Source organism: Streptomyces sp. NPDC097640, assembly GCF_040302705.1.
Lineage (GTDB): Bacteria > Actinomycetota > Actinomycetes > Streptomycetales > Streptomycetaceae > Streptomyces.
In genome coordinates this window covers 230548-243138 of sequence record NZ_JBEOSB010000017.1, presented here as the reverse complement: position 1 = coordinate 243138, position 12591 = coordinate 230548, and the positions used below count along the sequence as shown (strand labels likewise).

The window sequence follows — 12591 nt, the reverse complement described above, 5'->3', positions numbered from 1 at the left end:
GCGCGGCCGGTGCATCTCGCACCGGCCGCGCCTCACGCCGTTCGGGCTTCTCGCCCGTACCTCCGGGTCAGACCGCCTCGACCACCGGCGTCTGGTCGGCCGGGGCCTGGGCGTCGGCCTCCTTGGCCTTGGGGCCCGCCCCGCGCAGCGGGACCTCCTTGATGAACCAGGCAGCGAGGAAGCCGGCGATCGCGATCACCGCGCCCCACAGGAAGACCTGGTGCGCCCCGTTCGCGACCGCGTGGGTGTACGCGTCCCGGATCTCCGGGGGCAGCTTCGGGAGCATCGCCGGGTCGAGGTTGGCGCCGCCGGAGGTGATCGCCGCGCCCTTCTCCCCGGCCCGCTCGGTCATCGTGTCCTTGACCTGGTTGGTGAAGAGCGCGCCGAGGATGGCGACACCGAAGGAGCCGCCGAGGGTGCGGAAGAGGGTGGCGGAGGAGGAGCCGACGCCCATGTCCTTCATCTCGACGCTGTTCTGCGCGATGAGCATGGAGGTCTGCATCAGGAAGCCCATGCCGGCGCCGAGCACCGCCATGTAGATGCCGGAGGTCAGGCGGGTGGTGCCGGTGTCCATCTGGGCCAGCAGGAACATGCCCGCCACCATCAGGCCGCCGCCGAGGATCGGGAAGATCCGGTACTTGCCGGTCTGGGTGGTGACCCGGCCCGCGATCAGCGAGACGACCAGCATGCCCAGCAGCATCGGGAGCAGCAGCAGGCCGGAGTTGGTGGCCGAGGCGCCCTGGACGGTCTGCTGGAAGAGCGGCAGGAAGGTCATCGACCCGAACATCACAAAGCCGGTGAGAAAGCCGATCACCGTGATGAGCGAGAAGTTGGGGTTACGGAATATGTGCAGCGGCAGCACGGGCTCGGCGACCCGGCGCTCGACGCCGACGAAGGCGATGAGCGAGGCGACCCCCAGCGCGCCGAGCCCGATGATCTGGGCCGAGTCCCACGCGTACTCGTTGCCGCCCCAGGTGGTGATCAGCACCAGCGAGGTGATTCCTATGGTGAGGAGCGCCGCGCCGATGTAGTCGATCCGTGCCTGTGCGCGCTTCTTCGGCAGGTGCAGGACGGCGGTGATCGCGGCCAGGGCGATCGCGCCGAGCGGGACGTTGATGTAGAAGATCCAGCGCCATCCGAGGTGGTCGGTGAGGGTGCCGCCGACCAGCGGTCCGCCGATCATGGCCACGGCCATGACACCGGCCATCATGCCCTGGTACCGGCCGCGCTCCCGGGGCGGGACCAGATCGCCGATGATCGCCATCACACCGACCATCAGACCGCCCGCGCCCAGGCCCTGGAGGGCCCGGAAGCCGATCAGCTGTCCCATGTCCTGGGCCGCGCCGGACAGGGCCGAACCGGCCAGGAAGATCACGATGGACGTGAGGAACATGCCCTTACGCCCGTACATGTCGCCGAGCTTGCCCCAGATGGGGGTGGAGGCGGCGGTCGCCAGGGCGTACGCGGTGACCACCCAGGAGAGGTGTTCGAGCCCGCCGAGATCGCCGACGATGGTCGGCATCGCGGTGCCGACGATCATGTTGTCGAGCATCGCCAGCAGCATGGCGATCATCAGTGCGAAGATCACGACGCCGGTGGAACGGGGCTTGCGACCGGGCGGGGTCTGCGGGCCGGCTTCGGCCGCCTCCGCGCTGGGCTCTGGCGACGCGATTGACGCTCCGCCTCCGGACTGATTCTGGGACATGATCTCCACTTCCCCCTGGGGTGCGGCGTTTTGCTGTGCCCGGCTACTTACTTGCCGCCCGGCTAGTTAAGTACAGTGGAGAAGGTACGACGCTAACTAGCCGGGCGTCAAGTAAGTTTTGTTCGGCCGCGCGCGGCCCCAGGACCACAGGAGAGCACCATGGGCAGCACACCGCAGGCGCGCCGGGGCGACACCCGGCAGCGCATCCAGGACGTGGCCATGGAGCTGTTCGCCGAGCAGGGCTACGAGAAGACCTCGCTGCGCGAGATCGCCGAGCGGCTCGACGTCACCAAGGCCGCGCTGTACTACCACTTCAAGACGAAGGAAGACATCCTCATCAGCCTGTTCCAGGACCTGGCCAGGCCGCTGGACGAGCTGCTCGACTGGGGCGGGCAGCAGCCCCGCACCCTGGAGACCAAGCAGGAGCTGGTGCGCCGCTACAGCGTGGCCCTCCAGAGCGCCCTCCCGCTGTTCCGCTTCATGCAGCAGAACCAGGCCGCGATGAGCCATCTGCGCCCCGGCGAAACCCTCAAGGACCGCATGATCGCCATGACGAACCTGCTGAGGGACCCCGACGCCCCGCTGCCCGACCAGGTCCGCAGCCTCAGCGCCCTCTTCGTCATGCATACGGCCATCTTCGCCATGCAGCACATCGAGGCCGACCCCGAGGACAAGCGGAAGGCCGTCCTCGAAGTCGCCCTCGATCTGCTGGCGCAGGCGCACCCGGGCGAACAGGCACACCCGGGCGAAGGGGTTGGCGACGCCCCGGACGCGTCCTGACGGGCCCGCGTCCGGGGCGTGACTTGGGGAGGGCCGGCGCCCTAGCGGCGACGCGTCAGATCTTGACGCCGTGCGCGCGCAGGAAGGCCAGCGGCTCGACGGCCGAGCCGTAGTTCGGCGTCTTGCGGATCTCGAAGTGCAGGTGCGGGCCGGTGGTGTTGCCGGTGTTCCCGGACAGGCCTATCAGCTGACCGGTCGTCACGGTCTGGCCCACCCACACCTTCACCTGCGACAGGTGGGCGTACTGGGAGTACGTGTTGTTGTCGTGCTTGATGACGATGGCGTTGCCGTACGCCGGGCCGTCACCGGCGCCGTTGCCGCCGGCCTTGACCACGACACCGCCGTGGACGGCACGCACCTGGGTGCCGGACGGCACGACGAAGTCCTGTCCGCTGTGGTTGTGGGACCACAGGTTGCCCGCGAGCCCGAAGGCGGCGCCGATGTGGACCGAGGCGACCGGCGTCTCCCAGGAGACGGCCTTGGCCTCGGCCGCCTTCTTGGCGGCCGCCGCGGCCTTCGCCGCGGCCTCCTGTGCCGCCTTCTTCTTCGCGGCCGCTTCCTCCGCCGCCTTCTTCTTCGCGGCGGCCAGCTCAGCGGCCTTCTTCTTCGCCGCGGCCTTCTCGTCCGCCGCCTTCTTCTTCGCCGCGGCTTCCTTGGCGGCCTTCTCGGCCGCCGCCTTCTTCGCGGCCGCCTTCTCGGCGTCGATCGCCTTCTGGAGGGCGTCGGCCTGGGCCATCACCGACTTGCCGACCTCACCGGCCGGGGTCACCGACAGCACGCTGTTGCTCTGCGACGCGTCCGCGGCGAGCGCGACCCCCGCCCCCAGCGCCAGCGAGGCCCCCATCCCCGCGACCAGCACGGCGGCGCGAGTACGCAGAACAGACTTGCTCGAATTATGGGATTTGGCGCGCGGGGACATAGGGGGACTACCTCCAGAAACATGGGTGAGTCCCGGCCGGGGACCGGAACAGACGTTCTTTGGTAACCCGCCCGGGCCATGAGGCCAACCCCTGTCACTACTAATCCGCGCCGTACGAAAAGCGGTCGCACCCGCAATTCGACCAGCGCCCCGGACCCGGTCCGATATCCGTGATCACCCACCCAAGAATCCGGAACGCCTACCTCCGAAAACCCCTCTGACCTGCCCGAACACCCCGCCTCGTGATCACATCGGGAAACTCGGACCACCGCACGCGCCGTACGCGCGCCCCATAGTCGAAGGCGCTCACTATTTTCCGTAGTAGGGCGCGAGTGATCTGTGGGCCATATCACCGCGCCATAAGATCGCCGATCGTCCGTCCCCGCCTTTCGATGTCCGTTTCGGGACCAAAGACCTTACGGCCCCGGTACGCTGTCCGATCAGAAGCCGTCGGCCGTCGCGCCGCACAAACCATCGGGGGGATGGGGACGTGGATCCCGCAACCATTGGCGCTCGCCTCACCTCGGCTGCCGTCATGCCGCTGATCAAGAAGCTCTTCCGGCAGGAGGGGCCCGGCGCGGGTCTGGTCGACAGGCCGGTCCGCGTCTCGGGGCTCGTCTCGTTCAAAGGCGAGAAGCGCACCCTGACGGAGAAGAACCTCCAGAAGATCGCCGCCGAGCTCGTCGAGCGCGCGGTGAAGTCCGCAGGAGAGGGCGAGCGGCCAATCCCCGCAGACGAGGACGAGGTGCTGGTCGACGCCCTGGCCCGCAGCCTCCACGGGCTGGGCGATCTGGCCATGGACGACGTCCAGGCCGTCCGTTTCGGCCCGGCGCTGCTGGCCAAGGACCTCCGGCAGGCCGCCGACCGCCCCGACGACCAGCTCTCCCTGGCCGCTTCGCGCCTCTACAACCTCCTCCTGCACACCGCCTGCCTGCACATCCTGCACTTCTTCACCCAGCGCTCGACCTTTGTCGCCCGCACCCTGGTCGAACAGAGCGGCCAGCTCACCGACCTCATCACCAAGATCGACATCCTGATCGAGCGGATCCCCTCCCAGTCGGCCGAGGACGCGGGCTTCGAAAAGGACTACGCCGATTTCGTACAGAAGAAGTACGGGACGCTGACCATCGTCGGCATCGACCTCAGCCAGGCAGAGGCCAGCTGGCCCCTGGACGCGGCGTATCTGAGCCTGGAGGCGATCACCGCGGCGCGCGACCGGGCCCCGGCGGCGCACGGTGGGGAGGTCGCCGCCCTCGACGGGGAGGCCGCCGCCGCCCCCGAGGCCCCCGTCCCCGCCGACCAAGCCCTGTCCGGCCACAGCCGGGTCCTGCTGCGCGGTGTCGCGGGCTCCGGCAAGACGACCCTCGTCCAGTGGCTCGCCGTCTGCGCCGCCCGCCAAGAGCCGCCGCGCGGCATGGAGCAGCTGATCGGCCGCGTCCCCTTCGTTCTGCCCCTGCGCACCATCGCCCGCCAGGACGCCCTGCCCACCCCCGACCGCTTCCTCGCCGCCGTCCACAACCCCCGGCACGGCGCTCAGCCGACCGGCTGGGCCGACCGCGTGCTGGCCGCCGGGCGCGGGCTGCTGCTCATCGACGGCATCGACGAGATCCCCGAGCGCGACCGGGAGCGCACCCGCGACTGGCTGGGCGATCTGCTCCTCGCCTACCCCGACAACCTCTGGCTGGTCACCTCGCGCCCCTCCGCCGTGGCCGACGACTGGCTGGGGGCCCAGGACTTCACCGAGTTCGCCCTGGCCCCCATGAGCCACGACGATCTCGGTGCCTTCATCGACCGCTGGCACGACGCCGCCCGCGCCACCTGCCGCAAGGCCGAGGACCGCGCCGCCCTCGACGGCTACCAGTCGGCCCTCCACACCGCCGTACGCACCAAGCCGGACCTCGGCCGCCTCGCCACCAACCCCCTCATGTGCGGTCTGATCTGCGCCCTGCACCGCGCGCGCAACGGCTATCTGCCGCCCGGCCGCAAGGCGCTGTACGACGCGGCGCTGTCCATGCTCCTCGCCCGGCGCGACACCGAGCGACATATCTACACCCAGGGCGATGTCCAGCTCGACGAGGAACCGCAGGTCCAGCTTCTCCAGCGGCTGGCCTACTACCTGATCCGCAATGGCGAGGCCGAACTCGACCGCGCCCGGGCGGAGCGCATCATCGCCGACGCCCTCTCCTCCGTCCCCTCGGCCACCGCGCTCGGCGATGCCCCGCGCATCCTGAACCATCTGCTGCTGCGCAGCGGTCTGCTCCGCGAGCCGACGGTCGGCACGATCGACTTCGTCCACCGCACGTTCCAGGACTTCCTCGGCGCGAAGGCGGCCGTGGAGGAGGAGGACTTCGGGCTGCTCGTCGAGCACGCCACCGACGCCCAGTGGGAGGACGTCATCCGCATGGCGGTCGCCCACGCCCGCCCACGCGAACGGGCCAAGATCCTCAACAAGCTGCTGGACCTGGCCAGGAAAAGCCCCCAGACGGCGCTCCGCGTCTCCCTGCTCGCCCTGGCCTGCCTGGAACACGCGCCCGACCTGATCTCCAAGGTGCGCGACGCCGTCACCGCGGACGCCCAGCGCTTCATCCCGCCCCTGAGCGCGTCGCGCGCCCGCGAGCTGGCCACGGTGGGCCCGCTCGTCCTGGAGCTGCTGCCGCCACCGGCCGACCTCACCGACGATCAGGCCTACTCCTGTGTGGTCGCCGCCTGCCACGTCGGCACCGACGCCGCTATCCCCTATCTGTCCCGATTCACCGACCACCCCGCGCTGCTGGTCCGCTCACAGCTCACCGCGAGCTGGGGACGGTTCGACACCGAGCGCTACTTCACCGAGGTGATCGCGCGCCTGGCCCCGGACGACCTGTACTTCGTGGCCGAGACTCAGGAACACCTGCGTCTGCTCGACAGCATGGGTGGCGTCTCCAAACTCCAGCTGCGCGGCCACTTCAGCGAGGACGAGCTGCGCACCAGCCGCTCCCTCGCCCAGGTCACCCATCTGAGGCTGGACCGAAACAACGTCCTCACCGACCTGAGTGCCCTGAGCCATCTGACGGGCCTGCGCACCCTCGTCCTGACCCGATGTTCCATGGCCCGGGACCTCACGCCGCTGTCCGAGCTGTCACTCCAGAGCCTCGACTTTGCCCCGTTGCGTAAAAGTCCGGCCGGATCGTCGTTCCCCATCGGGCTGGGCATGCTGACGACGCTGCGGCAGCTGAAGATCGATATCACTGGCGGCAGCCTTCCGTCGCGCTCCTTCCCCCACCGGATCACCTGGCTCGACCTACATGTCCACGGACCGGACCTGGACGCCACCTGGATCGCCGAGACATTCCCCGAACTCCGGCAGCTGAGCATCACCTATCGAAACCGCCAGGAGACAGGCCGACTCGATCTGACCCCCCTCGCCGGGCTTGCCGCCCTTGAGGCCGTCACCATCGCCCGCGCGGAGATCACCGGCGCCGACTCACTCACCGACGTCCGCGTCAAGAGGTACGCCACCGCGCCAAGGCTCACGGGCCTCCCAGCCGACCCCATCGGCCCCGCCGCCGACGTCACGTGACAGCTGGCGATCACATGCATTCTCTGACTACGGTCAGAGAATGCATGTTGCACAGATCGACCAGGTGCGGCGGTTCAACCGCACCGTCACCGAACGTGTGGGCGTGCTCCACGACCACTACCTGGGCCGCGACCGGCCCATCGGCGAGGCCCGGCTGCTCTGGGAGATCGACGACCAGGGCCAGGACGTACGGCGGCTGCGCGAGCGCCTCGGGCTCGACTCCGGGTACGCCAGCCGGCTGCTGCGCTCCCTGGAGGCCGACGGCCTGGTGACGGTGGAGCCGCACCCCCGGGACCGGCGGGTGCGCACCGTCCGGCTCACCGAGGCGGGCCGCGCGGAGCGCGCCACGCTCGACCGCCGCAGCGACGAGCTGGCCGGCTCCCTGCTGGAACCGCTCAACGACGCCCAGCGCACCCGGCTGGTGGCGGCCATGGCCGAGGTCGACCGGCTGCTGACCGCCGCGACGGTCACCCTGGACGCGGTCGATCCGGACCACCCCGATGCCCAGCACTGTCTGCTGGCCTACTCCACCGAGCTCCAGGAGCGCTTCGAGACCGGCTTCGACCCCGCGCGGAGCCTGCTGCCCGACGCGGGCGAACTCCGTCCGCCGCGCGGCCTGTTCCTGGTCGCCCGGCTGCACACCGGTCGGCTGCGCCGGCCTGAAGCTGCCGCCCGGCGCCCCGGCCGAGATCAAACGCATGTGGGTCGCGCCCCGCACCCGCGGCCTCGGCCTGGCCCGCCGCTTCCTCGCCGAACTGGAGGCGCGGGCCGCCCGGCACGGCCGCGACGTGCTGCGCCTGGACACCAACAAGGCGCTCGACGCCGCGATCGGCCTCTACCACTCCGCCGGCTTCGAGGAGGTCCCGGCGTTCAACGACGAGCCGTACGCCGACCACTGGTTCGAGAAGCGAATCACCAAAGACTGATCGCCGAAGACCGAGGCCCCCCAGCAACCCCCTTGCGTTCAAGCCCATTCGCGCTGGGAACCACGCCAAGGCCGGCGCCCAGCCCGTCGACCCCGGCGACTGGCGGCCCTGGACAAGGTGGCCGGGGAACTCGGGGTCAGCCGCAACCAGGTCGTCCTGCCCTGGCTGAGCGGCAGCGAACCGGCCATCACCCCCATCGTCGGCGTCAGCACCCCGGAACAGCTGGACGAAGCACTCGCCGCATCCCGCCTGCGACTGCCCGTCGGACACCGCCGCCTCCTCGACGAGACCGCCTGACGGCCGTCTCCGCGCCGGGCGGTGCTAGCCGGCTGTCCGATGGTGCGCGAGGAGATACGGCTCGTCGAGGCGCGCGTCGTCGACGCGGTCTCGCACGTCGGTGAGGAGCCAGTCCAACAGCTCCGGGGTGGCGTGGTACTCGTCGTAGAAACCCATGCGCAAGTCGGTGATCTCGAACTCGAACATCACGTCGTCGACGAGGTCTGCCAGGTGGGCGTCAGCGGCTGGGGTGCGGGTGGCGGTCCACAGGTCCAGCCAGGGGCGCAAGGTGTCGGTGGCGACGGTGATGAGGCTGAGGGTCTCCCTGACGGAGACGGGGCTGGGGTGGGTGTGCAGGGTGGCCGCCCACCAGGCGGACCAGACGTCACGGAGGGCGTCGGCCAAAGGCGCGTCCCATGTGGTCCAGCCCGCCTCCAGCAAGCGGGAGGCGATCAGGTTCTCGTCGACGTGGAACTGGCCGGTGACGACGGGGCGGATGATGCGTGGGGTCAGACGGCGAAAGAGTCTGGGGAAGTCGTCCCAGTGGCTGGGCACCTCCATGGCCACGGAAGTGACCATGTCGTCGGATATCAGGTGCAGCGGTCCGGAGAGCTCGGCGAGGTCCTGCTCGCCGTAGCAATATGTGCACCCCTGGACGGGGAAGGGCTCCTCACCGGCAAACGCACGGTCCAGAGCGTCGAGGGCTGTCGTGAGCTGCTGCTGGGAGTGGGACATTGCGACCTGCCGGGACTCCGTCCGGGCGACCGGCGAAGATCGCAGGGTATCAACGGGGCCGCGTTGGACTGACGGGAAGCCCCCGCCCAGCGCGGCGAACTCGTCCCGGACGACTGCCCGCCGAACACCGCCGCCTCCTCGACGAAACCGCCTGACGGGCGGACCGGCCGACGTATCGTGAAAAGCCGACGTCCGCAGGGATGAGGGGGGCAAGGGGACACAATGGAGCCGCAGATCGCAGATCTGGCGCGGACAGCCGGGTCCACCGTGGTGGCCCTGATGGCCACCGACGCATGGCAGCGCACGAGGGAGCGGATCGTCGCGTTATGGCGCCGGGCCCAGCCCGACCGCGCCGACGGCATCGACGGCGAGCTCGAGACCACGCACGACGACCTTCTGGCCGCGCGTGACGCGGCGGACGGCTCGGAGGACGAGGAGACCCAGCGCGAGCTGAGCGAGGAGTGGGCGGGCCGCATGCGGCGGTTCCTCGCCGCGCATCCGGAGGTCGTCGAGGAGTTGCGCCGCGTCCTGGACGAGTTGAGCCCGGCCCTGCCGGGCAACGATCAGGCGATGAACACAACCATTCATATGCGAGCCGAGGCCTCCGGCAGCGGCCGGGTCTACCAGGCGGGCCGCGACCAGCACATCACCGAGCGGTGAGCGGCCCGCCTCCCCCGTACGCGGAAGGCCAGGCCTCCGGGCACGGACGGGTCTTCCAGTCGGCCGGCGACCAGCACATCACCGAACACCATCACCACGGCACGTCCTTGTTCGCCGGGACGACCGCCCCGGGGCCCGGCCCGGACTCCGTACGCGTCCCCTTGGTGGGCCGTGCCCCGGCCGTCCTGCGGGACCGGGCGGACCTGATGCGGCGATTACGTACGGCAGTGGGTGGTGACAGCGGACAGATCCACGTCCTGCACGGCATGGGCGGCTGCGGCAAGACGGCAGTGGCCCAGGCCCTGTTCACCGAGGCCGTACGCGACCGGGCCAGAATCGGCCTCTGGGTCAACGCCTCCGAGCGGCTGTCCCTGCGCGCGGGCATGCTGGCCGTCGCCGCTGACCGGGGCGCGGGCCCCGGCGAGTTGGCCGCCGCGCACAGCGGGCAGCGCGCGGCGGCGGACCTCGTCTGGCACCACCTGGACCACTCCGCCGAACCCTGGCTCCTGGTGATCGACAACGCCGACGACCCGGCGATCCTGGAGCAAGGCGCCTGGCTGCGCCCCAGCCCGCGCGGCACGGTCCTGGTCACCACCCGCTACGCCACCTCGCGCGCCTGGCGGGGCGCCGTCCTGCACCCCGTCGGGGTGCTGCCCACCGAGGACGCGGCCCAGGTCCTGTGCGACCTCGCGCCCCACGCGGGCACCCCGGCGGCGGCCGAACAGATCGCCCTCCGCCTCGGCTGTCTCCCGCTCGCCCTGACCCTCGCGGGGTCCTACCTGCACCAACAGCTACTGGAGTCCTGGTCCATGGACGAGTACCGAGACCGCCTCGAAGCCGACCCGACCGCCCTCATCGACCAGGGCGCGGCCTTGGATTCCGGCCGCTCCGAATCCCGCCACCTGGTCAGCCGCACCTGGCATCTGTCGCTCGACGCCCTCGCGGACCAGGGCCTCCCCGAAGCGACGACACTGCTACGGCTCCTGTCCTGCTGGAGCCCGGACCCACTGCCGCTCGCGGTCCTGGCCCCGGCGTCGCTGGGCGCGACGGGCCTGCTGGACGCCGTACGCGTCGAACCGGCGTTGCGGGGGCTGCTCGACCACTCCCTCGCCGCGATCGTCTCCGCGCCGGGCGGTACGGGTACGGATGGGGACCAGCCGGTGCGCTGCGTCCAGGTGCACGGCGTACTCCTCGACAGCGTCACCTCGGGCACGCCCGTCGAACAGCGCCCAGCCCTGACGGAGGCGGCGGCCACGCTGTTGGAGGCGGCGCTTCCGGCGGACGGCGGGGTCGGAGGCGGGATCGTTGCGCTGCTTGTGCCGCATGCCGTGCGGTTGCTGCGCGAGGGCGACGTTAGGACGGCGGAACGGGTGGTGGGGTTGGCCGTACGCCTCGCTGAACGCGTTCATGAGACGGGTGACTACGCCGCCGCCCTGGCCCTGGCCCAGGAGGCCGCGGGGGCGGCGGAACGGGTACTCGGCGCTGAGCACCGTCTGACGTTGAGTGCGCAGCAGCGCGCGGGGCGCTCGTTGTTCCGGCTCGGTCGCATCGCGGAGTCGGAGGAGGTTCATAGCCGGGTGCTGCGCGTCCGCGAACGCGTCCTGGGGTCCGACCACCCCGACACGCTTGAGTCCTGTCACGGACTCCAGCAGCCGCTCTTCAGGTTGGGGCGGCGGGCTGAGGCGCTGTCCTTGCTGCGTCGCGCGGCGGATGGGCTGCGGAGCGCTTTGGGGGTGGAGCATCCCAGGGCGCTGCGCAGCCGGGCGATGCTGATCGAAGGTCTTGCCGTGTGCAAGGAAGAGGCAGAATTCGACCGGACGTCTCCGCAGACCGTCGAAGACTGTACGCAGTACCTGGGCTGCGACCATCCCACAACACTCGCGGCCAGGCATACGTACGCGTTCGGGGTGTCCCACTTCGGCAGAGCGGAAGAGGCCGAACCACTCGCTCGACGAGCACTTGCCGACCGCGAGCGAATCCAGGGGCGGGCCCACCCCAAAACGCTCGCCGTCACGGCCCTGCTCGGCCTCGTCACGGCGTCGCTCGGCCGTTGGGACGAGGCCATCCTGCTGACTCGACGCTGCATCGAAGCACGAGAGCGAGTACTCGGGCCTGAGCACCCCTTCCTCGTGGAGAACTACTCGGAACTGGCCGACTACCTCGCTCGCGCGGGGCAAACGGATGAGGCCGAAAGACTGGCGCGTGAAGCCTTCCCCCTGTGTGAGCGAGTTCTCGGCCCGGACCACGCCGCCACGCTTCGGGTGCGTCAAGTGTTGGCAGGTGATTAACGCATCCTGCCGAAACGGGCTTGCTCGGCCTTCAACAGCCGCTGGTAGTCCGCGAGCACGCGCAGCATCGCGAAGCCGGTCCCCAGGGGGACCGTCCCGACGACCAACAGCGGCCGCTGCGGGTCACGAAGGTCCGCACGTATGTCGGGAAGCCACACGCCCAGCGCAGCGAACTCCTCCCGAATGATGCCGGCGACCCGCTCGCCGGGAGCCTGTGCGTTCACGCCTTGGCCCCCGGCGGGAGACTGAGCTCGAACCACACGGCCTTGCCCGTGCCGTCGAGTTGTTCGTCGACCGTCAGGCCACACACATCCGAGAGCGCGGTGACCAGAAACAAGCCGCGCCCATGTGTGTCGTCGCTCGCCGCGCGACGGGGTGACGGCAACGCGGGGCCGTCATCATGGACCGCGACCCGCACGCGGGTGCACTCGATGGTGGCGGCAAGCCGCACGTCTCCCTTGCCGTGCTGATGCGCATTGGTCACCAGCTCTGATGTGCACAACGCTGCCGCGTCGGCCAGTTGGGCCAGCCCGGAGGCCATGAGCAGGTTGCGTACGAAGTCTCGGCACAGCCTGGGCGCGATGGGGATGCCGGGGGCGGACAAGGTGTATTGGTGCGGAAGTTGCTCGGTTCCGCCGATGGAATTCCCGGGGCTGGCCGCGCCCGGCTCTGCGTGTACTCCCATGAGACGCCTCCGTGGCGTTCCGTAGGTGAGGGATCTGACGGATCCCCTACGTGATTCA

Annotated in this window: 10 protein-coding genes and 1 pseudogene; 6 read left to right on the top strand and 5 right to left on the bottom strand. The window is 70.1% G+C overall.

What is annotated here, in order from left to right:
• Positions 1–67 precede the first annotated feature (67 nt).
• A complete protein-coding gene (locus ABTY62_RS26810) occupies positions 68–1705 on the bottom strand; it encodes an MDR family MFS transporter (protein WP_352131966.1) in 1638 nt (545 codons plus the stop codon).
• A 159-nt stretch (positions 1706–1864) separates the two neighbouring features.
• Here ABTY62_RS26810 and ABTY62_RS26805 point away from each other — a divergent pair, with 159 nt between their 5' ends.
• Positions 1865–2485, top strand: coding sequence for a TetR/AcrR family transcriptional regulator (locus tag ABTY62_RS26805; protein ID WP_352131965.1), 621 nt, complete (start codon positions 1865–1867; stop codon positions 2483–2485).
• Between the two features lie 55 nt (positions 2486–2540).
• Here the strand turns inward: ABTY62_RS26805 and ABTY62_RS26800 are convergent, their stop codons facing one another.
• Positions 2541–3404, bottom strand: coding sequence for a M23 family metallopeptidase (locus ABTY62_RS26800; protein WP_352131964.1), 864 nt, complete (start codon positions 3402–3404; stop codon positions 2541–2543).
• 490 nt (positions 3405–3894) lie between these two features.
• Between ABTY62_RS26800 and ABTY62_RS26795 the strand changes: the two genes are divergently transcribed.
• The 3 genes and pseudogenes from ABTY62_RS26795 (at position 3895) to ABTY62_RS26785 (ending at position 8186) form a co-directional block, all read left to right on the top strand.
• Positions 3895–6963, top strand: a complete 3069-nt coding sequence (locus ABTY62_RS26795) for an NACHT domain-containing protein (RefSeq protein ID WP_352131963.1) — start codon at positions 3895–3897, stop codon at positions 6961–6963.
• Positions 6964–7003: 40 nt separating this feature from the next.
• Positions 7004–7889 (top strand): annotated as a pseudogene (locus ABTY62_RS26790) (bifunctional helix-turn-helix transcriptional regulator/GNAT family N-acetyltransferase).
• A 99-nt stretch (positions 7890–7988) separates the two neighbouring features.
• A complete protein-coding gene (locus ABTY62_RS26785) occupies positions 7989–8186 on the top strand; it encodes an aldo/keto reductase (protein WP_502997522.1) in 198 nt (65 codons plus the stop codon).
• A gap of 24 nt (positions 8187–8210) precedes the next feature.
• Here ABTY62_RS26785 and ABTY62_RS26780 read toward each other — a convergent pair whose 3' ends face one another.
• On the bottom strand, positions 8211–8900 hold the full coding sequence (locus tag ABTY62_RS26780; protein WP_352131962.1) for a hypothetical protein: 690 nt from the start codon (positions 8898–8900) through the stop codon (positions 8211–8213).
• A 222-nt stretch (positions 8901–9122) separates the two neighbouring features.
• Between ABTY62_RS26780 and ABTY62_RS26775 the strand changes: the two genes are divergently transcribed.
• Positions 9123–9560: a hypothetical protein gene (locus tag ABTY62_RS26775; protein ID WP_352131961.1), complete on the top strand. Its 438-nt coding sequence runs from the start codon at positions 9123–9125 to the stop codon at positions 9558–9560.
• Positions 9557–11848 (top strand): tetratricopeptide repeat protein, encoded by a 2292-nt coding sequence (locus tag ABTY62_RS26770; protein ID WP_352131960.1) that lies wholly within the window; start codon positions 9557–9559, stop codon positions 11846–11848. The genes ABTY62_RS26775 and ABTY62_RS26770 overlap by 4 nt, the downstream gene beginning before the upstream one ends.
• Here the strand turns inward: ABTY62_RS26770 and ABTY62_RS26765 are convergent.
• Positions 11845–12072, bottom strand: a complete 228-nt coding sequence (locus tag ABTY62_RS26765; RefSeq protein WP_352131959.1) for a hypothetical protein — start codon at positions 12070–12072, stop codon at positions 11845–11847. The genes ABTY62_RS26770 and ABTY62_RS26765 overlap by 4 nt on opposite strands.
• A complete protein-coding gene (locus tag ABTY62_RS26760) occupies positions 12069–12533 on the bottom strand; it encodes an ATP-binding protein (RefSeq protein WP_352131958.1) in 465 nt (154 codons plus the stop codon). The genes ABTY62_RS26765 and ABTY62_RS26760 overlap by 4 nt, the downstream gene beginning before the upstream one ends.
• Positions 12534–12591 lie beyond the last annotated feature (58 nt).